Source organism: Halioglobus sp. HI00S01 (genome assembly GCF_001635445.1).
GTDB classification, from domain to species: Bacteria; Pseudomonadota; Gammaproteobacteria; order Pseudomonadales; family Halieaceae; genus Halioglobus; species Halioglobus japonicus.
The window spans coordinates 173,846-192,376 of sequence record NZ_LWEE01000030.1 but is presented as its reverse complement, the minus strand read 5'-3'; the positions used below and the strand labels follow the sequence as shown (position 1 = coordinate 192,376).

Sequence of the window (18,531 nt, the reverse complement as noted above, 5' to 3'; positions counted from 1 at the left end):
CTGAATGAGTGGTATGACAATAGATTTTCCCCTGATCCTGGTCATCCTGGTCGGCGGTACCGGCCTGGTATGGCTGCTGGATGCGCTGTTTCTGGCTCCAGGGCGACGCAAGACCATTGCTGGACTGCAGGAGCAGTACCCGGATTGGGAGGCAGAGGGTAGCCCGCAGCGAGAGCAGTTTCGCGCCGGCGTAGCCAGCCAGGCTGCGGAGCCGGTGGTGGTCGAATATGCGCGGTCGTTCTTCCCGGTCTTGTTTGTGGTGTTCGTGTTGCGCTCGTTTCTGGTCGAGCCGTTCCAGATTCCGTCGTCGTCCATGGTTCCCACACTGCAGGTGGGCGATTACATCCTGGTGAACAAGTTCACTTACGGCATCCGCCTCCCGGTAACGCGCACCAAAGTCGCGGACCTGAATGAACCGGAGCGCGGTGATGTGATGGTGTTTTTCCCGCCCCACATGAATGACACCTACTACATCAAACGCGTGGTCGGTTTGCCCGGCGATACGGTGAGTTACCGCAATAAGCGCCTGTTTGTGAATGGCGAACAGGTCAGTCGCGAAGACGTGGCCATTATTCCGGGTCCCAATGTGCGTCAGCGTGTTGGTCTTGAGACGCTGGGCGAGGCCCGCCATCTGATGCAGGTCGACGAGGGCCGCATGCCCCGTGACTTCACGGTGCTGGTGCGTCCGGGACACTACTTCATGATGGGCGACAATCGCGACAATAGCTCCGATAGTCGCGTTTGGGGTCAGGTCCCCGAAAAGGATATAGTAGGCAAGGCTTTCGCGATCTGGATGCACTGGGACTCGTTCCTGAGTATCCCCAGCTTCAGCCGCGTTGGCCTGATTGAATGACTATAATTAATTAGCAGCAAACGGAATAGCTCAGGGGAAGCGGATATGCGTCAACGTCAACGTCAAGCAGGTATGGGCCTGTTCGGTGGTCTGATCATCGCCATGATGGCCGGTTTTTATGTGCTCTGCATCGTGAAAATTGTCCCGGTGTACTCTGAGTATGAGTCCATCAAACACATCCTCACAACGATCTCCGACGAACACAAACCCAATGTGACGACCATTGGTGAGATGCGTCGGCGCCTGGCCAACCTGTTTAACTCCAACCAGATCAAGGCGATCAAGGTGAAGGACGTCCAGTTCTATCGCAAGGGCGGCAAGATGTATATTGATGGCCGCTACGAGGGCCGGGTCAATGCCGTCGCCAATCTCGATCTGGTGCTGCGTTTTGACGACCTGCTGTTCGTGGCGGGACAGCCCAACGTCAAGTGAATGACCGCGAGCTAAAGGCCGCGCGCCTGCAGCGCGCTCTCGGTTATGAGTTTGCAGACCGCAGTCTGCTTGAGCTGGCGCTGACCCATCGTAGCGCCGGTAACCGCAACAATGAGCGGCTGGAGTTTCTCGGCGACTCCATCGTAAATCACATCATTGCCGAACAGCTTTACCACAAGTTTCCCGATGCCCGCGAGGGAGATATGAGTCGCATGCGCGCCGCCCTGGTTAAAGGTGACACCCTGGCGGAGGTAGCTCAGGAATTGGAGCTGGGTGAGCATTTGACCCTCGGCGCCGGCGAGCGCAAGAGCGGTGGAAGGCGACGTACGTCTATTCTCGCGGATGCCCTGGAGGCCGTGACCGGCGCTATTTTACTCGACAGCGATGTCGAAACCTGTCGCCGCTGTGTGCTGGCCTGGTTTAGTACGCGACTTGAAGAACTGGACCTGGGCAGCGCGGGTAAGGACGCCAAGACCAGTCTGCAGGAGTACTTGCAGGGGCGTGGCAAGCCACTGCCCGAGTACGAATTACTCGGTGTGCTCGGCGATGATCACAATCAGCAGTTCCACGTCGCCTGCCGCCTCACCAAGCCGGCGCTGGTGGTGGAAGGCGCGGGGAGCAGTCGTCGCAAGGCCGAGCAGGCCGCTGCTCGCACTGCGCTTGAGAGGTTGAACGCCTATGGCAAGTGAATCCAAACGCTGTGGCTATGTCGCCATTGTCGGGCGCCCGAACGTGGGCAAGTCTACGCTGCTCAATCACATACTCGGCCAGAAAATCAGTATCACCTCGCGCAAGCCCCAGACGACCCGCCACCAGGTGCTGGGCATTAAGACCGAGGACGATCACCAGATTATTTTTGTCGACACGCCCGGGCTGCACAAGGCCGCTGAGAAGGCCATTAACCGCTATATGAACCGAGCTGCGAGTTCGGCGATCAAAGATGTGGATCTGGTGCTGTTTCTGGTTGACCGCACCGCTTGGACCGACGAGGACGAAATGGTCCTGCAACAGGTGGTGCAATCGGGTCTGCCAGCGGTACTGGTGGTGAACAAGGTAGACCTGCTCGACGATAAGGCCGTATTGCTGCCCCACCTGCAGATGCTGGCCGATAAAGCCGATTTCAAGGCGGTGATTCCTGCTTCGGCGCTGCGGCAGCACAACGTCGATGAACTGGAGGCAGAGATTCTTAAATACCTGCCGGAGTCAGAGCACTTTTTTCCTGAAGAACAGATTACCAACCGCAGCCAGCGCTTTCTTGCCGCGGAGATCGTGCGCGAAAAAATCATGCGCCAGTTGGGCGACGAGTTGCCCTACGCTGTGACCGTGGAAATCGAAGAGTTTGCCTACGACGAAGGCATTGTGCATATCTCCGCGCTGATTCTTGTCGAGCGCGACGGGCAGAAAAAAATCATTATTGGTGAGAAGGGCAGCCGTCTGCGTTCGATCGGCACTGAAGCGCGCCGAGATATGGAGCGCTTGTTCGATAATAAAGTGATGCTGCGGCTGTGGGTGAAAGTCAAATCGGGTTGGTCTGACGATGAGCGCGCTTTGCGCAGTCTCGGCTACGACGATATCTGAACCGTCGCCGGTGTAGCCCATGCGAGTATCGCTGCAACCAGGCTACGTGCTGCACAGCCGCCCCTATCGGGATTCGAGTAATCTTCTGGAAGTTTTTTCCGCCGAACACGGCCGCGTCAGTCTTGTGGCCAAGGGAGCACGGCGCAAAACCCGCGGTGGCAGCCAGGCGGCGCTGCTGCAGCCATTTTCACCACTGTTGATCAGTTTTACCGGTCGCTCCGAGCTCAAGACCCTTACCCAGGTGGAGTCGGCGGGGCCCGCCACCCACTTGCGCAGCGAACGTCTCTACAGCGGCCTTTACCTGAATGAGATCCTGGTGCGTCTGTTGCATCGCCACGACCCTCATCCGCGCTTGTTTGCAGGCTATGCCGCCGCCGTGCAAGCCCTGGGTGAGGGTGTCGATGTGGAGCACGTGCTGCGGCGCTTCGAACTACAACTGCTCGACGAACTGGGATATCGGCTGGATCTGGACCGGGAGGGCAGCAGCGGCGAACCGCTCGATGCAGCCACGTGGTACCTTTTCGATCCGGACACAGGCCTGCTGCCTTGCGCCGGCAGCAATGCCCAGAATCGCCCCGCTTATCTGGGCGAGGATTTACTGCAAATAGCCGCCGGGGTGTTCGATGGCAGCGCTCGGCTGACGGCGCGTCGATTGATGCGCCAGGCGCTGGCAGTGCACCTGGGAGACGCACCCTTGCGCAGTCGCGAGTTGTTTCGCGCCCAACCACAGGAGTGATTGAGTGATAGCGATAGGCACCGATATTCTGAAACTCGAGCGCATCGACGAGGTGTTGGGGCGCCTGGGTGATCGCTTTGTTGAGCGGATCCTGACCCCCGAGGAGCGTGTGGAATACGCCGCCAGTTCGCGTCCTGGCAATTTGCTCGCCAAGCGCTTTGCGGCCAAAGAGGCGGTTGCAAAATGCCTGGGGACGGGNATTGGGCGGGGGGTGAGTTGGCAGGATATATGCATAGTTCACGATGAGAACGGGGCCCCCGGTGTGGTGCTCAGTGGCGGCGCACTGGAAGTGGCCAGGACCCGGGGCGGTGCCAGGGTTTTGCTCAGCCTGGCAGATGAAACCGACTGTGTCGTCGCCTTTGCGGTGTTGTCCTGAGCCTGTACACTGCGCGGTGCGAAATAGAATGTGAAAAGCAATGCCTGACTATCCAACGATAGAAGCCTGTATTGGCAATACTCCCCTTGTGCGCCTGCAGCGCGTACCCGGTGAGACCAGTAACACGCTGTTGGTCAAGCTGGAGGGGAATAACCCGGCTGGCTCGGTTAAAGACCGTCCTGCCATCAGCATGATCGCTCAGGCTGAAGCCCGCGGCGATATCCAGCCCGGAGATACTCTGATAGAAGCCACCAGTGGCAATACCGGCATTGCCCTGGCCATGGCCGCAGCCATTCGCGGCTATCCGCTCACGCTGATTATGCCCTCGCATATGAGCGATGAGCGCAAACTGTCAATGTCCGCCTATGGCGCCACATTGGTCGAAGTTTCCCAGGAGGAGGGCATGGAAGGCGCCCGGGATCTGGCTATGGCGATGCAGGCTCGCGGCGAGGGTCGGGTGCTGGATCAGTTCGCCAACCCGGACAACCCGCGCGCCCACCTGACCGGCACAGGGCCGGAGATCTGGCAGCAGACCGACGGCACCATCACGCACTTTGTCAGTTCAATGGGCACGACAGGCACCATAATGGGGACCTCGGCCTACCTCAAACAGCAGAATCCCGACATCCAGATTGTCGGCCTGCAACCCGAAGATGGTTCCAGTATCCCTGGGATTCGCCGCTGGCCGGAGGCTTATCTACCGGCGATCTATGATGTTGCCCGAGTCGATCGGGTGCTCGATATTTCCCAACAGGAATCTGAGAGGGTCATGCGCCGAATGGCCGCCGAGGAGGGAATTTTCTGTGGCGTCTCTTCAGGCGGGGCCGTGGCCGGAGCGCTGCGCCTGTCGGCTGAGCTTGAGAATGCCGTCATCGTGGCCATTATTTGCGATCGCGGCGACCGCTACTTATCGACCGGCGTGTTCGCAGGGTCCTGAATTACATGGTCCAGGTTCGCAAACAACTTCCCGACCCCGCCAGTGGCGCAGCCGTTGACCTCGATGAGTGGGTTGAACACCTGGCCATCAGCCTCGATGACCAGGATGGAGGCCAGTTGCTGGAAGCCTGTCGATTGCTGCAGCAATTGGCGGCAGGCGAGGGCGAAGACCCCGGCGACTGGGCGACCGAAAGCGACTGTTTCGCGGCGGGGCTGGACACCGCACTAATTCTCGCGGAGCTGCACGTGGGGGCCTCCTGCCTGGTAGCCGGTGTGCTCTATCGGGCTGTGCGCGAGAAGCGAATTACCCTCGAAGAGGTGGGAGCCCGGTTCGGTGAAGAGGTAGAGGAGCTGCTACAGGGCGTATTGCGCATGGCTGCCATCGGCGAGCTGCGCCTGCACCAGGAGCATCCCGTGCTAGGCCAGGCACACGCCCAGAAAGACAACATACGCAAGATGTTGATTGCGCTCGTGGACGATGTGCGGGTGGCGCTGATCAAACTGGCGGAGCGGACCTGCGCGATCCGCGCGGTGAAGAATGACGAGGAGCGCCGTGAACTGGTCGCCCGGGAAGTCTTTGACGTGTATGCACCGCTGGCTCACCGGCTCGGCATTGGTCATCTCAAGTGGGAGCTTGAGGACTTGTCGTTCCGCTACATCTACACCGATGCCTATCGCAAAATTGCCCGGCTGTTGGACGGCAAGCGCCTTGAACGCGATCAGTTTATCGTTGATGTTAAAGAGTTGCTCAGTCGCGTCCTCGGTGGCGCTGGCCTTGAATTTGAAATCGAGGGTCGGGCGAAACACATTTACAGTATCTGGCGCAAAATGCAGCGCAAGGGTATTGGCTTTTCCCAAGTTTACGATATTCGCGCGGTGCGCATCCTGGTACCAGAGGTGAAGGACTGTTACGCGACGCTGGGGCTGGTGCATGGCCTGTGGCGCAACATTCCCAACGAGTTTGACGACTATATCGCCAACCCTAAAGAGAACGGCTATCGCTCACTGCATACCGCGGTAATCGGCCCGGAAGGGAAAATCCTGGAAGTACAGATCCGCACCCACCAGATGCATGAAGAAGCCGAGCTCGGGGTTTGTGCACACTGGCGCTACAAGGGCTCTGATGGTGGTGATGGCATGGCCAGCACCTACGAGGAAAAAATTGCCTGGTTGCGCCAGGTACTCGATTGGCATGAGGAAACGGGTGACGCCGACGAGGTCGCCGAACAATTCAGCTTCAATGTCGCCCAGGATCGGGTGTATGTCTTTACGCCAGATGGCGATGTCGTCAATCTCGCCCACGGCGCGACACCGCTGGATTTCGCCTATCACGTCCATACGGAAGTCGGTCATCGTTGTCGCGGCGCTAAAGTCAACGGGTCGATCGTGCCCCTTACTTATGAGCTCAAGACCGGTGAGCGAGTTGAAATTCTCACCAGTAATGAAGGCCAGCCCAAGCGCGACTGGCTGCAGCCGGGGCTGGGCTATCTGCGCACCTCTCGGGCGCGAGCCAAGGTGCAGCACTGGTTCCGGTCCCAGGCGCGCGAGGAAAATATTGCCGCCGGGCGTCAGTTGCTGGAGCGGGAGTTCAGGCGTCTGGCGCTTACCAGCGTCGACTACCAGCGCATCACTCGCAAAGTCAGTGCGAAATCCGTTGAGGACATGTTTGCGTTGGTCGGCTCCGGGGAACTCGTCTCCAGCCAGGTCCTGAATGCAGCCCAGGGCCTGGTAGAACGCCGCCCCGAACCCGAGCTCAAGCTGGCCCGGCCGGGGGCGACCCGCTACCGTAGCGAGGTGCAGGTGCATGGTGTCGGTAACCTGCTCAATCACATGGCGGGTTGTTGCAAGCCGCTGCCCGGCGACGCCATTACCGGGTTCATTACCCAGGGTCGCGGCGTCAGTATTCACCGCACGGATTGCGCACGCCTGGTAAAACTCCAGGAGGCATCTCCGGAGCGGGTGATTGAAGTCGAATGGGGTGGCGCGCCCACCGATAACTACGAAGTGGATGTGGCGATTGAAGCCTATGATCGCCACGGTCTGCTGCGCGATATTACCGGCTTATTCGCCAACGCCCATATCAATGTGTTGTCGATCAATACCCAGACCAACAAGAAGTCCCACACTGCGACCATGCGCCTGCGGGTTGAAGTGCCAAATCTGGCGTCGCTATCCAAGCTTTTGGAGCGGATCAACCGTTTGCACAATGTGATTTCCGCGAATCGGTGCACAGCTGAATGAGCCGCAGTCAATATACGATCGACGATCTGCTCAGGGTGATGGAGCGTTTACGCGATCCGGAGCACGGCTGTCCCTGGGACCTCAGGCAGGACTTCGCCAGTATCGTGCCGTCGACGCTGGAAGAGTGCTACGAACTGGCGCACGCCATTGAAGAACAGGATTTCGGTCATGTTGCCGAGGAGCTTGGCGATGTGTTGTTCCAGGTGATTTTCTACAGTCAGCTGGGGCGAGAGCAGCAGTTGTTCGAATTTGGCGAAATTGTCGATACCCTGGTTGCGAAACTGGTACGGCGTCACCCGCACGTGTTCGCCAATGGTGATATCGAAGGAGTCGTCGGCGGTGATATCACTGAAGCTGAGGTCAACGCCAGCTGGGAAGCCATAAAACAGCAGGAGCGTGGCGAGCGTGACCTTCATGACATCCTGGCGGATGTCCCGGTAGCGCTGCCGGCACTGCCGCGGGCACAAAAGCTACAGAAGCGGGCTGCCTCAGTCGGCTTTGACTGGCCGGATGTAGAGCCGGTGCTGGAAAAACTGGAGGAAGAAATCGGTGAATTGCGGGCTGCACTTCGTGAGGGAGAGGCTGCCGAGATTGAATCCGAGATGGGAGATGTGCTGTTTTCCGGCGTCAATCTGGCCCGTCACCTAAAGCTGGATGCCGAAACGACTTTGCGCCGCGCCTCGAGTAAATTCGAGCAGAGATTCCAAGCTATGGAGAAAATAGCGCGCAAGAATGGCGAGTCTCTCGACCAGCTCGACGAGGCTGCTCTGGACGCCCTTTGGGAGCGTGCCAAGGCCGCTCAGTCCTAGCGAAAGGTAGGGGTTGTATCCGCGCAACCCGCTGTGTATGGTTACTTTCCTCCCACGTTACCAACCTAGCCAAGCCGCTGTTGACGGCGGCCGATATTATCACGAGGAACCTCGTCAATGCGTTTGATTTTGCTGGGCGCCCCGGGCGCCGGAAAAGGCACCCAGGCCCAATACATTACCGAAAAATTCGGTATTCCCCAGATTTCCACCGGCGACATGCTCCGTGCCGCGGTCAAGGCTCAAACCCCGCTGGGCATCGAAGCCAAGCAAGTGATGGATGCCGGCGGTCTGGTGTCAGACGACATCATTATTGGTCTCGTGAAAGAACGTATCGCTGAAGACGATTGTGCCTCTGGTTTTCTGTTTGATGGTTTTCCCCGCACGATCCCCCAGGCTCAGGCCATGGTGGAAGAGGGTGTCAGTATTGATCATGTCGTTGAGATTGCCGTGGACGACGAAGAGATTGTGTCCCGCATGAGTGGCCGTCGTGTACACCCGGGCTCTGGTCGCGTCTATCACGTTATTCACAATCCGCCGAAGACTGAAGGCGTGGATGATGAGACCGGCGAAGCACTAGTGCAGCGTGACGATGACCAGGAAGAGACTGTTCGCAAGCGCCTGGAAATTTATCACGAACAAACCAGTCCACTGGTCGACTTTTATCAGGATATGACGGGCAGCGATGCGCCTGCCTATCACCGAATAGAAGGTGTGGGCAGTGTCGAACAAATTCGCGATCGCGTATTCGACGAACTTGGTTGACGCGTAAAAACGGTTTTTGCAGTAAAAAAGGAGCCGCCGGCTCCTTTTTTTTGCCTATGAAAAACCGTTTGCATTTGTTGTAAGCCTTTAACTTTGTTGCTATTTTTGAACTGCGTTACCTAATAACTTCCCTGGAGATGAACGTAATGGCAACGGCAAAGAAGAAAACTACAGCAAAAAAGGCGCCGGCTTCCCGTAAAAAGGCACCGGCTAAGAAGCGTCCAGCAGCTAAGAAAACAGCAGCAAAACGCAAAGCAGTAGCGAAAAAACAAGCAGTATCTCCCGCAGTAGCGAAAGCTACTGAAACTCTGGCTAAAGTTCAAAAGGCTTTGGATGCAGAGAAGAAGTCGCTTGCAGGCGCGCGTAAGAAGTTGGAAGCAGCGCGTAAGCAGGCAGCCAAAAAAGCCACAGCAGCTAACAAACGTGCTGTGAAAAGTGCACAAAATGCTTCTGCCAAGAACAGTGCGCGTATTAGGGCCATGCGTGAAAAAATGGCTGACGCCAAAAAGCGTCTGGCTGATACGGCCGAAGCGGCTCGCCTGAAGGCACTCAAAGTTGCGGCAGACGAGAAATTGAAAGTACGTAAAGCCGAACTGGCAGCTAAAGCTGAAGCAGACAAAGCCATTGCCATGGCCAAAGCTGCTGAAAGTTGGGTGAAAGCTCGCGCCAAGGCAGACGCCAAAAAGCTGACTGACCTGGAGAAAAAACTGGCCAAGCAATTGAGTTTGGCAGAGAAGAAGTCTGCTGCCAAAGCCAAGGCCGCAGCCAAGAAAAAGTCGGCGCCTAAGAAAAAAGCGGCAGCGAAGAAAAAGCCCGCAGTCAAAAAGGCAGCTCCTAAGAAAAAAGCAGTAGCCAAGAAAAAGGCAGCACCAAAGAAGAAGGCAGCGCCAAAGAAAAAAGCAGCGAAGAAGAAGTAAACGCCGCGAGTTTGTATGAGAAACCTGCTGTCAGCGATGACAGCAGGTTTTTTTATGCCCGCTATTCAGCTGTGACCATGACATCCGTCATGGTATTGATATTGATAAAGGCCTCGGCTGTGTCGCTGAAATCCACGCTGACGGCCCCCTGTTGGCCGTACCATAGTCTGACAGCCCGTTCGCCAGTGTCGAGGAAGTCACTTACTGTTGCGAGGCATGAGCCGCGCATTAACGCGCATAGGTAGTGTTCACGTTGTACGGTGCGCGCGTAGCTGATATTTGCGCCGGGTTTGTGCTGCAGGGCTGTTAAAAGACGCTGGGCCAGGTCCAACGGCAGTTGCGGTGTATCGCAAGGCGCTAGAAATAGAAACTCGGTCTTGCAGTGACCGGCCATGGCTTCCACGCCCGCCAGCGGACCCTGGAAATCTGCTCTCTCATCACTAATCAGTGCGCAGTCGAACTGGTTGTAGAACGCCTGACTGCGATTACAACTGATATACAGTTCCTTGACCTGTGGCGCCATTCGCTCGACACAGTGGGTGGCCATAGGCCGGCCGCGCCAGGGCAATGTACCTTTATCGCGGTTGCCTACGCGTCGTCCTGCGCCTCCAGCCAGCAGTAGTCCTGTGATTGTATTTGCGGGAAAAAGGTTTTCGTCAGCCAACGGTTCTTACTCGACGGTGCCTGTGGGATAATCGCAGCTTAACATTTGTAGCGGCATACCGAGAAACCATGACCGGCATACTTGCCATTGAAACGGCCACTGAAGCCTGTTCCGTCGCTCTTTGGCGTGATGGTAACACTGAGCATCGCCACGAACTGGCGGCGCGGCAGCATAACCAACGCCTGTTTAGCATGCTCCGTGAACTGTTGCCTGATGGTGTCAAAGATATCGACGCCATCGCCTATGGCTCGGGGCCAGGGTCGTTTACCGGGCTGCGGATTGCTGCGAGTGCAGTGCAGGGGCTGGCGTTTTCAGCAGGTGTTCCTGCAGTACCGGTTTCTACGCTGGCCTGCCAGGTGCAGACAGCGCTGCGCGAGGGGCTGGTGGAGGAGGGCGGCTATGTGCTGTCCTGCCTCGATGCTCGAATCAAGGAAGTCTATTTCGCCCTGTATCGCATCGAAGGCGATGAGGTGTTCGAAGTTCAGGCCGCAGCGGGCGTAAAACCCGAACAGATGACGATTGCGGAACTGCCTGCGCAAATGGTGGCGATCGGCGATGGATGCGCTTTTGTCGATCAGTTTCCCGAATCAGTGCAGAAAGTACTAACGGCGGTTCACGCTCAGGTGCTTCCCGAGGCGCGTGACCTGATACCTGCGGCGCGCCGAATGCTGGCGTCAGGCACTTCTCAGAAAGCGGCAGATGTACATCCCGTGTATGTGCGCGATGAGGTTAACTGGAAAAAAATTCATGAACAGGGCAAACCGTCGTGATCGATGCTTTTCAAGCTATCGTATTGGCCCTGGTGCAGGGGCTGACTGAATTTCTGCCCATCTCTAGCTCTGCGCACCTGGTTATACCCTCGCTGGTACTTGAATGGCCCGACCAGGGGCTGGCGTTTGATGTCGCCGTGCATGTGGGATCGCTGGTCGCGGTGTTGTACTACTATCGCCAGACATTGCGTGAACTTGCCGTGGACTGGTTTGGTTCATTGGCCGGGCAGGGCACCACCGTCAATAGCCGGATGGTCTGGTATCTGGGATTTGCCACCATTCCTGCGGGCCTGGCAGGCATAATTCTGGAGCAATTTATTGAAGACCACGCGCGCAGTCTGTTGGTCATTGCCAGTACCACGCTGATCTTCGGATTATTGCTGGGTCTTGCCGACCACCACGCAGAGCGCACGCCTGGCGATGAACCGCTGACATTTTGGCGCGGCCTGTTTATCGGATGTGCACAGGCAGTGGCACTGGTACCCGGCGTTTCGCGCTCTGGCGTTACGATAACTGCGGCGCTCATGCTGAATATGAGTCGCCAGGACGCTGCGCGTTTCTCTTTTTTGTTGTCTATTCCAATTATTGCCAGCGCTGGTGGCCTGAAAACCTGGGAGCTGATGGGGCTGGGCGAGCCCTTTGACGTGCCAATGATGGCGCTGGGTGCCGTGGTGTCCGGGGTTGCTGCTTACGCGTGTATTGCGCTGTTCCTGCGCCTGCTAGACAGGGTAGGAATGCGGCCTTTTGTTTATTATCGCATTGCCCTGGCCATTGTGCTCTTCAGCATCTGGCTGGGCAGCTAGAGGAAAATACATGAAACTCGCATTTATTGGCCTGGGGGTCATGGGCTATCCGATGGCCGGACACTTGCAGCGCGCTGGTCATGAGGTCACGGCTTACAATCGTACTGTCAGCAAAGCCCAGGATTGGGTAGATGAATACGGCGGCGCCATGGCGCTGACACCGGCCGCTGCAGCGACTGAAGCAAACCAGGTGTTTGTCTGTGTGGGTAACGACGACGATGTGCGATCGGTGATCTACGGTGACGAAGGTGTGCTGGCCGGCCTGGCGAGTGGAGCCGTTATTGTCGATCACACGACGGCCTCCGCCGAGCTCGCCCGCGAATTGGCGGCCGCTGCTGCCGATCAGGGTATTGGTTTTCTCGATGCCCCGGTATCCGGTGGTCAGGCGGGTGCAGAGAACGGCGTATTAACCGTCATGGTGGGTGGCGAGGCGGAGACCTTTGCCATGGCTGAGCCCGTGCTGCAGTGTTACGCACGCTGCGTGCGCCTGCTCGGTGCCTGTGGCAGTGGACAGCTGGCGAAGATGGTTAACCAGATATGTATCGCCGGCGTGGTACAGGGGCTGGCTGAAGCGCTGGAGTTCTCAGAGCAGGCGGGTCTCGATTCTGCTGGCGTGGTTGAAGTTATTTCTCAGGGCGCCGCTCAGTCCTGGCAGATGGNAAATCGCTACCAGACCATGCTGGCCGGTGAGTATGAGCACGGATTTGCGGTGGACTGGATGCGCAAGGATCTGGGTATGGTATTGGCAGAGGCGAGCCGTATGGGGCTGGAACTGCCAATTACCCAAATTGTGGACGGTTACTACGCCGACGTGCAGGGCATGGGAGGTGGCCGCTGGGACACCTCCAGCCTGTTCGCGCGTATGCGCGAGCGCAGTAAATAGATCAGGAGTACAGTATGGATAACTCGCAGCAGTTCAACGAAGACCTCTGCCAGTTTCTGGCACGGGCTACCACGCCGTTTCATGCCGTCGCGGAGATGGTCAGCCGCCTGGAAGCCGCAGGCTTTAGCCAACTCATTGAGGATACCGACTGGGATATCCAACCCGGTGGCCGCTACTATGTTGTGCGCAACGGCAGTTCGATCGTGGCGTTTGGCATCGGTGAGAAACTGGGCCCCATAGAGGGCCTGCGGATGGTGGGTGCACACACGGACAGCCCTTGCCTTATGGTCAAGCCTGCGCCCGAGCGGCAGCGACATGGTTACCTGCAACTCGGTGTGGAAGTGTACGGCGGAGCGTTGCTTAATCCCTGGTTTGACCGCGACCTGTCTCTCGCGGGCAGAGTATCGTTTCAGTGTGACGCTGGCAGCTTACGTACTGCGCTCATCGATTTTCGTCGGGCGATTGCCACCATTCCCAGCCTGGCAATTCACCTGGATCGCGAAGCCAACAAAAATCGTTCGGTCAATCCACAAAAAGACATTCCGCCAATCCTCTGTCAGCTAAGCGCAGATGAGAAAGCAGACTTCAGGGAAATTCTGCGCGAACAATTGGTGGTAGAACATCCCGGATGCGGCGTTGAAAAGGTGCTGGATTACGAACTGTGTTTCTACGACACGCAGCCGGCGGCCGTCACCGGGCTCAAGGGCGAGTTCCTAGCGTCTGCGCGCCTGGATAACTTGCTGAGTTGTTATACCGGACTGCAGGCGCTGCTCCAGTGGGATGGTCAGGCTACCGTGCTGCTGGTATGCAATGACCACGAGGAAGTCGGCAGCCTGTCAGCCGTTGGCGCCCAGGGCCCCATGCTGGGGAGCGTACTGAAACGACTGGCGGGAGACCTGGCAGGCTATAGCGCACTCACCGAACGCTCTATGATGATCTCCGCTGACAATGCGCATGGTATCCATCCCAACTACGCCGACAAGCACGACGAAAATCACGGGCCGCTGCTCAACGCCGGGCCGGTAATCAAGATCAACAGTAATCAGCGCTACGCCTCCAATAGCGAGACGACTGGCCTTTATCGCATGCTGGCAGCAGCGGAAGGCGTGCCCGTACAGTCATTCGTGGTGCGCACGGATATGGCCTGTGGTAGTACGATCGGTCCGATAACTGCCGGGGAAGTAGGGGTGCGCACCCTTGATATTGGTGTGCCTACTTTTGGCATGCACTCTATACGGGAGTTGGCCGGCACCAAAGACGCCTTCAATCTGTCGCGTGTACTACGCCGCTTCTACAACCATCCGGGGTCGCTGGCAGCCAGCTGAGTGAAGGTTCTCCTGCTCTCTGCCTACGCTGCCCAGAGTCACCGTTACTGGCAGCGCGGTCTGCGGGAGATGTTCCCCGCGTGGCGTTGGACCGAACTGGAACTGCCGCCGCGCTACTTCAGCTGGCGGGTTCGCAGTAACCCCCTCAGTTGGTCGCTGACCGAGCGAGCCACCCTCGAAGCCGACTACGATCTGCTCATCGCCACCTCCATGGTGGATCTGGCGACGCTGCGCGGACTGGTCCCGAACCTGGCCCGGCTACCCTCGCTGCTCTATTTTCATGAGAATCAATTCGTCTATCCTCAGGATCGTCAGCAACACAGCCTGCTGGAGGCGCAGATGGTCAGCCTGTACGCGGCGCTGGCAGCGGACCAGTTGCTGTTTAACTCCGCTTACAACCGCGATACGTTCCTCACGGGTGTCGCAGGCCTGTTAAGTAAAATGCCCGATGAAGTGCCTCCTGGCGTCGCAGATCGGCTGGCGGGCAAAGCAGGGGTATTGCCCGTGCCGCTGCTCGACACTTATCCGTCCGATGCCTCCCTGCCATGGCCGGGTCGTCAGGGTGAGTATCCAGATCGACCGTTGCGTCTGCTCTGGAGTGCGCGCTTTGAACACGACAAGGGCGGCGAAGATTTGGAAGCCATTCTGCAGGGACTGGAAACCACAAACCTCGACTATGAGCTGGCCGTAACAGGTCAGCAGTTTCGCAATTCGCCCGCGGTGTTCACCCGGGTGGAACAGGCCTTTGCGCACCGTTTGGTCAGCTTCGGCTTCGTCGAAAACGAAGCAGACTTTCGCGCCTTGCAGGGCGGTGCCGACGTGGTTCTGTCGACGGCCGGGCATGAATTCCAGGGCCTGGCGGTGCTGGAAGCGGTGCTCGCGGGTAGCGTGCCGCTGGTACCTGACCGGCTGGCCTACCCGGAAATCTACCCGCCTGAGCTTCGCTACGACTCGCCTGAAGACGCCGTCGCCCTGGTATTGTCACTCGCGCACATATTGACCAGTGGCCAGCGGCCGAACGTGGCGCTAGAGCGCTTCACCGTCGCAGCGTTACAGCCGTGCTACGCCGCCATATTGACGGCCCTGGCGGCCACGGCAGGATAGCCAGCCGTCCCACCAGCCGGTATCATTGCGCCTTTTTCTCAAAGGGCGCATTTCATGGCCAAACAGCGTGTTCTCACGGGTATTACCACTACCGGCACCCCTCATCTGGGTAACTATGTCGGTGCCATCCGGCCGGCGATTGAAGCCTCGCGTGACGATGCCGTGGAGTCCTTCTTTTTCCTGGCGGACTACCACGCGCTGATCAAGTGTCAGGACCCGGATCTGGTGCGTCAGTCGACCAAGGAAATCGCGGCCACCTGGCTGGCCCTAGGTCTGGATACCGACAACGCGGTGTTCTACCGCCAGTCGGACATCCCCGAAATTCCCGAGCTGACCTGGGTCCTTAACTGCAACGCGGCCAAGGGTTTGATGAACCGTGCTCACGCGTATAAGGCCGCCGTGCAGGCGAACGAGGAAGCGGGCGAAGATCCGGATTTCGCAGTCACCATGGGCCTGTTCAGTTACCCGGTGCTGATGGCGGCGGACATCCTGATGTTTAACGCACACAAGATCCCGGTGGGCAAGGACCAGATCCAGCACGTGGAAATGGCGCGTGACATTGCAGGCCGTTTTAATCACAACTTCGCCGATGTCTTCACGCTGCCCGAGGCGGTGGTCGACGACAGTGTTGCGGTGCTGCAGGGCCTGGACGGACGCAAGATGTCCAAGAGCTATAACAACACCATTCCGCTGTTCCTGACCGAGAAAAAGCTCAAGAAGCACATCAACAAGATCAAGACCAACCTGCTGGAGCCGGGCGAGCCCAAGGATCCGGATGACTCTACGGTGTTCCAGGTCTGGTCGGCGTTTGCCGATGCGGTTGAAACTGCTCGGATGCGCAAGGAATTTGAAAATGGCATTGCCTGGGGTGAGGCGAAGAAGCAGTTGTTTGAGCTGGTGAACGACGAGATCGGTGCGGCGCGGGAGCGTTATAACGAGCTTATGGATGATCCGGGCTACATCGAAGAGACGCTGCTCAAGGGTGCCGAGCGTGCGCGGGAGCACTCTTCGGCGCTGATCGCCAATGTCCGCGAAGCGGTCGGAATTTCCGCGATTCGCTGATAGTTTTCCATTCCCGCCGCTGAAACTGCTGGTCTCTTGTCGCTAGCCGCTGTTTCGATGGCCGTTCCGGATTTCTTCACGGCCACAAACTCCGCTCCGGCGGCTAAGGCCGCGGGGCAACTCGGAGTGTGATTGCTGCGCAATCCTCGAGCACTGCTCAGACACTCCCCACGGAAAGCCCTCCGCCGCCTCGACTGCGTAAAAAGCGTGGCCCGATTGTTCAGAAACCCCGAACCGGCTAGTAAGAACAGTTCCGAGAAATTAAACCGAGCGAGCAGCAATCAGCTGTTCGAGCTTGATCTGATCGACCACGAAGTTGCGGATACCTTCGGCCAGTTTCTCGGTGGCCATGGCGTCGGCGTTGAGGTCAAAGCGGAATCCAGACTCGGTAGGGCTGTGTTTGGCGACGTCGGAGCTGGCGTTGTCGGCGCTGAGCTGACGAGGCAGGTCGCCCGTGTCGGCAGCGAGTTCCTCCAGCAGCGCAGGGCTGATGGTGAGGCGGTCACAGCCGGCCAGGGCTTCGATCTCGCCGGTGTTGCGGAAGCTCGCGCCCATCACCACCGTGTTGTAGCCGTGCTGCTTGTAGTAGTCGTAGATGCGACTTACCGACTGCACGCCGGGGTCGTCCTGTGGCGTTGCAACGACGACATCGGTGTTGGCCTTGTACCAGTCGAGGATACGGCCCACGAAGGGTGAAATCAGGAACACACCGGCGTCTGCGCAGGCCGCGGCCTGGCCGAAGCCGAACAACAGCGTCAGATTGCAGTTAATGCCTTCTTTTTCCAGCTCCGCAGCGGCGCAGATGCCTTCCCAGGTAGAGGCCGCCTTGATCAGGATACGATCGCGGCTGATGCCGGCTTCTTCATACATGCCGATCAGTTTGCGCGCCTTGGCCTTGGTCGCCTCGGCGTCAAAGGACAGGCGGGCGTCGACTTCGGTAGAGATGCGGCCGGGGATAATGGCGAGAATTTCCTTGCCCACGTCGACCGCAAAGCGGTCGCAGCAGTTGCTGAGCTGTTCTTCATTGGAGCCGCCCTGGGCAGTGGCCCAGTGCTTAGCCTGATCGAGCAGTTCGGCGTAGTGGGGGAGGGCTGCTGCTTTAAGTAGCAGTGAGGGGTTGGTTGTTGCATCCAGTGGCGCGAAACGTTTGATCGCTTCGATATCGCCGGTGTCGGCCACCACGTCGGTCATGGCCTTTAATTGGTCCAGTTTACTGGTCATTACAGAGTTCCTGTTAGTGGGCGCTGAACTCGTTTGCGGACGGCTGCCGGTTTCTGGCTTCGGCGTAGGCCGTCGCTTCCTGCACCAGTCTGTGTGCCTCGGTGAGTACCTCAAGTCCCGCTTGTTGCTTGTAAGCGTTCTCGCTGAGGTGGCGCCGGAACTTCCTCGCTCCCGGAACTCCCTGGTAGAGGCCGAGAATGTGCCGGGTAATGTGATTCAGGTGGGCGCCGCCTTCGAGCTGGTCGGCTACATAGGGCAGCAAACCAGCGATGACATCATCGCGGGATTGTACGGTTTTGTCCATCCCGTAAAGGCTCGAATCCACCTCGGCCAGCATCCACGGATTCTGGTAGGCCTCGCGGCCAATCATGACGCCGTCGACGTGTTGCAGATGATCTTGGCATTCAGCAAGGCTCTTGATGCCCCCGTTGATGATTATTTCCAGGTGCGGAAGGTCCCGCTTCAGCTGGTAAACCCAGGGATAGTTGAGCGGCGGGATCTCCCGATTCTCCTTGGGTGACAGACCCTGCAGCCAGGCCTTGCGGGCGTGTACGATAAAGACCTCGCAGCCTGCCTCGGCAATTGGACTGATAAAGTCGATGAGTTCCTGATAGGACTCCATATCGTCGATGCCGATGCGATGCTTGACCGTCACTGGCAGTTCACAGGCATCTCGCATGGCTTTAACACCGTCCGCCACACGCTGGGGTGCAACCATCAGACAGGCTCCGAACATGCCTGACTGGACCCTGTCGGATGGGCAGCCACAGTTCAGGTTAACCTCATCATAGCCCCACTCCTGGGCCCATTTGGCGCACCGGGCCAGATCAACGGCATCAGAACCTCCCAGTTGCAGGGCCACGGGATGTTCTTCTGCATTGAAATTCAGGAAGCGATCGCGGTCGCCGTGCAGCAACGCGCCGGTGGTCACCATTTCGGTGTAAAGCAAGGCCTGGCGGGTCAGCTGTCGCCAGAAAAAACGGCAGTGACGATCACTCCAATCGAGCATGGGCGCGATCGAAAAGCGGCGATTGAGTTTGGTGGGGCTGGCTGACATGG

Annotated in this window: 20 protein-coding genes; 17 read left to right on the top strand and 3 right to left on the bottom strand. The window is 58.1% G+C overall.

What is annotated here, in order from left to right:
- Window positions 1–13 precede the first annotated feature (13 nt).
- The 11 genes from lepB to A3709_RS07555 all read left to right on the top strand — a co-directional run bounded on the left by lepB (window position 14) and on the right by A3709_RS07555 (window position 9,640).
- The gene (gene lepB, locus A3709_RS07605; protein ID WP_066052638.1) at window positions 14–853 is read left to right on the top strand and encodes a signal peptidase I; all 840 of its coding nucleotides are present in this window, start codon (window positions 14–16) and stop codon (window positions 851–853) included.
- Window positions 854–898: 45 nt separating this feature from the next.
- A complete protein-coding gene (locus A3709_RS07600) occupies window positions 899–1,285 on the top strand; it encodes a DUF4845 domain-containing protein (protein WP_082849977.1) in 387 nt (128 codons plus the stop codon).
- Window positions 1,282–1,974 carry a ribonuclease III gene (gene rnc, locus A3709_RS07595; RefSeq protein ID WP_066052477.1) on the top strand — a complete coding sequence of 231 codons (693 nt, stop codon included), beginning with the start codon at window positions 1,282–1,284 and terminating at the stop codon, window positions 1,972–1,974. Before A3709_RS07600 ends, rnc begins: the two co-directional genes overlap by 4 nt.
- Window positions 1,964–2,863: a GTPase Era gene (gene era, locus A3709_RS07590; RefSeq protein WP_066052475.1), complete on the top strand. Its 900-nt coding sequence runs from the start codon at window positions 1,964–1,966 to the stop codon at window positions 2,861–2,863. The genes rnc and era overlap by 11 nt, the downstream gene beginning before the upstream one ends.
- Window positions 2,864–2,882: 19 nt before the next feature.
- On the top strand, window positions 2,883–3,599 hold the full coding sequence (recO, locus tag A3709_RS07585) for a DNA repair protein RecO (RefSeq protein WP_066052472.1): 717 nt from the start codon (window positions 2,883–2,885) through the stop codon (window positions 3,597–3,599).
- A 4-nt stretch (window positions 3,600–3,603) separates the two neighbouring features.
- Window positions 3,604–3,975 (top strand): holo-ACP synthase, encoded by a 372-nt coding sequence (gene acpS, locus A3709_RS07580; RefSeq protein WP_066052469.1) that lies wholly within the window; start codon window positions 3,604–3,606, stop codon window positions 3,973–3,975.
- A gap of 40 nt (window positions 3,976–4,015) precedes the next feature.
- A complete protein-coding gene (cysM, locus tag A3709_RS07575; protein WP_066052466.1) occupies window positions 4,016–4,912 on the top strand; it encodes a cysteine synthase CysM in 897 nt (298 codons plus the stop codon).
- 5 nt (window positions 4,913–4,917) lie between these two features.
- Entirely contained in the window at window positions 4,918–7,152 is a 2,235-nt protein-coding gene (relA, locus tag A3709_RS07570; protein ID WP_066052463.1) for a GTP diphosphokinase, read from the top strand.
- The gene (gene mazG / locus A3709_RS07565) at window positions 7,149–7,961 is read left to right on the top strand and encodes a nucleoside triphosphate pyrophosphohydrolase (RefSeq protein ID WP_066052460.1); all 813 of its coding nucleotides are present in this window, start codon (window positions 7,149–7,151) and stop codon (window positions 7,959–7,961) included. Before relA ends, mazG begins: the two co-directional genes overlap by 4 nt.
- Before the next feature lie 117 nt (window positions 7,962–8,078).
- On the top strand, window positions 8,079–8,723 hold the full coding sequence (adk, locus tag A3709_RS07560) for an adenylate kinase (protein ID WP_066052457.1): 645 nt from the start codon (window positions 8,079–8,081) through the stop codon (window positions 8,721–8,723).
- 146 nt (window positions 8,724–8,869) lie between these two features.
- Window positions 8,870–9,640, top strand: coding sequence for a hypothetical protein (locus tag A3709_RS07555; RefSeq protein ID WP_082849976.1), 771 nt, complete (start codon window positions 8,870–8,872; stop codon window positions 9,638–9,640).
- A 61-nt stretch (window positions 9,641–9,701) separates the two neighbouring features.
- Here the strand turns inward: A3709_RS07555 and mobA are convergent, their stop codons facing one another.
- Window positions 9,702–10,304 (bottom strand): molybdenum cofactor guanylyltransferase MobA, encoded by a 603-nt coding sequence (gene mobA, locus A3709_RS07550; RefSeq protein WP_082849975.1) that lies wholly within the window; start codon window positions 10,302–10,304, stop codon window positions 9,702–9,704.
- 68 nt (window positions 10,305–10,372) lie between these two features.
- On the opposite strand from mobA, the gene tsaB reads away from it, so the two are divergent.
- From tsaB to A3709_RS07520, 6 genes are all read left to right on the top strand, one after another.
- Window positions 10,373–11,074, top strand: a complete 702-nt coding sequence (gene tsaB / locus A3709_RS07545) for a tRNA (adenosine(37)-N6)-threonylcarbamoyltransferase complex dimerization subunit type 1 TsaB (RefSeq protein ID WP_066052453.1) — start codon at window positions 10,373–10,375, stop codon at window positions 11,072–11,074.
- Window positions 11,074–11,877: an undecaprenyl-diphosphate phosphatase gene (locus A3709_RS07540; protein WP_066052633.1), complete on the top strand. Its 804-nt coding sequence runs from the start codon at window positions 11,074–11,076 to the stop codon at window positions 11,875–11,877. The genes tsaB and A3709_RS07540 overlap by 1 nt, the downstream gene beginning before the upstream one ends.
- A gap of 10 nt (window positions 11,878–11,887) precedes the next feature.
- Window positions 11,888–12,760, top strand: coding sequence for an NAD(P)-dependent oxidoreductase (locus A3709_RS07535; protein ID WP_066052449.1), 873 nt, complete (start codon window positions 11,888–11,890; stop codon window positions 12,758–12,760).
- 14 nt (window positions 12,761–12,774) lie between these two features.
- Window positions 12,775–14,085: a M18 family aminopeptidase gene (locus A3709_RS07530; RefSeq protein WP_066052446.1), complete on the top strand. Its 1,311-nt coding sequence runs from the start codon at window positions 12,775–12,777 to the stop codon at window positions 14,083–14,085.
- Window positions 14,086–15,189 carry a DUF3524 domain-containing protein gene (locus A3709_RS07525; protein ID WP_066052443.1) on the top strand — a complete coding sequence of 368 codons (1,104 nt, stop codon included), beginning with the start codon at window positions 14,086–14,088 and terminating at the stop codon, window positions 15,187–15,189.
- Window positions 15,190–15,243: 54 nt separating this feature from the next.
- Window positions 15,244–16,251 (top strand): tryptophan--tRNA ligase, encoded by a 1,008-nt coding sequence (locus A3709_RS07520; protein ID WP_066052440.1) that lies wholly within the window; start codon window positions 15,244–15,246, stop codon window positions 16,249–16,251.
- A 261-nt stretch (window positions 16,252–16,512) separates the two neighbouring features.
- Here A3709_RS07520 and tal read toward each other — a convergent pair whose 3' ends face one another.
- Together tal and dusA are read right to left on the bottom strand one after the other, a co-directional pair.
- Window positions 16,513–17,472, bottom strand: a complete 960-nt coding sequence (tal, locus tag A3709_RS07515; RefSeq protein WP_066052438.1) for a transaldolase — start codon at window positions 17,470–17,472, stop codon at window positions 16,513–16,515.
- 13 nt (window positions 17,473–17,485) lie between these two features.
- The gene (gene dusA, locus A3709_RS07510; RefSeq protein ID WP_156507608.1) at window positions 17,486–18,529 is read right to left on the bottom strand and encodes a tRNA dihydrouridine(20/20a) synthase DusA; all 1,044 of its coding nucleotides are present in this window, start codon (window positions 18,527–18,529) and stop codon (window positions 17,486–17,488) included.
- Window positions 18,530–18,531: the final 2 nt, after the last annotated feature.

What these genes read in the sequence shown, in the direction of transcription:
- lepB (WP_066052638.1), top strand. Translation starts at nt 14, where the DNA reads ATGACAATAGATTTTCCCCTGATCCTGGTCATCCTGGTCGGCGGTACC.
- A3709_RS07600 (WP_082849977.1), top strand. Translation starts at nt 899, where the DNA reads ATGCGTCAACGTCAACGTCAAGCAGGTATGGGCCTGTTCGGTGGTCTG.
- era (WP_066052475.1), top strand. Translation starts at nt 1,964, where the DNA reads ATGGCAAGTGAATCCAAACGCTGTGGCTATGTCGCCATTGTCGGGCGC.
- recO (WP_066052472.1), top strand. Translation starts at nt 2,883, where the DNA reads ATGCGAGTATCGCTGCAACCAGGCTACGTGCTGCACAGCCGCCCCTAT.
- cysM (WP_066052466.1), top strand. Translation starts at nt 4,016, where the DNA reads ATGCCTGACTATCCAACGATAGAAGCCTGTATTGGCAATACTCCCCTT.
- relA (WP_066052463.1), top strand. Translation starts at nt 4,918, where the DNA reads ATGGTCCAGGTTCGCAAACAACTTCCCGACCCCGCCAGTGGCGCAGCC.
- mazG (WP_066052460.1), top strand. Translation starts at nt 7,149, where the DNA reads ATGAGCCGCAGTCAATATACGATCGACGATCTGCTCAGGGTGATGGAG.
- adk (WP_066052457.1), top strand. Translation starts at nt 8,079, where the DNA reads ATGCGTTTGATTTTGCTGGGCGCCCCGGGCGCCGGAAAAGGCACCCAG.
- A3709_RS07555 (WP_082849976.1), top strand. Translation starts at nt 8,870, where the DNA reads ATGGCAACGGCAAAGAAGAAAACTACAGCAAAAAAGGCGCCGGCTTCC.
- tsaB (WP_066052453.1), top strand. Translation starts at nt 10,373, where the DNA reads ATGACCGGCATACTTGCCATTGAAACGGCCACTGAAGCCTGTTCCGTC.
- A3709_RS07530 (WP_066052446.1), top strand. Translation starts at nt 12,775, where the DNA reads ATGGATAACTCGCAGCAGTTCAACGAAGACCTCTGCCAGTTTCTGGCA.
- A3709_RS07520 (WP_066052440.1), top strand. Translation starts at nt 15,244, where the DNA reads ATGGCCAAACAGCGTGTTCTCACGGGTATTACCACTACCGGCACCCCT.
- tal (WP_066052438.1), bottom strand. Translation starts at nt 17,472, where the DNA reads ATGACCAGTAAACTGGACCAATTAAAGGCCATGACCGACGTGGTGGCC.
- dusA (WP_156507608.1), bottom strand. Translation starts at nt 18,529, where the DNA reads ATGTCAGCCAGCCCCACCAAACTCAATCGCCGCTTTTCGATCGCGCCC.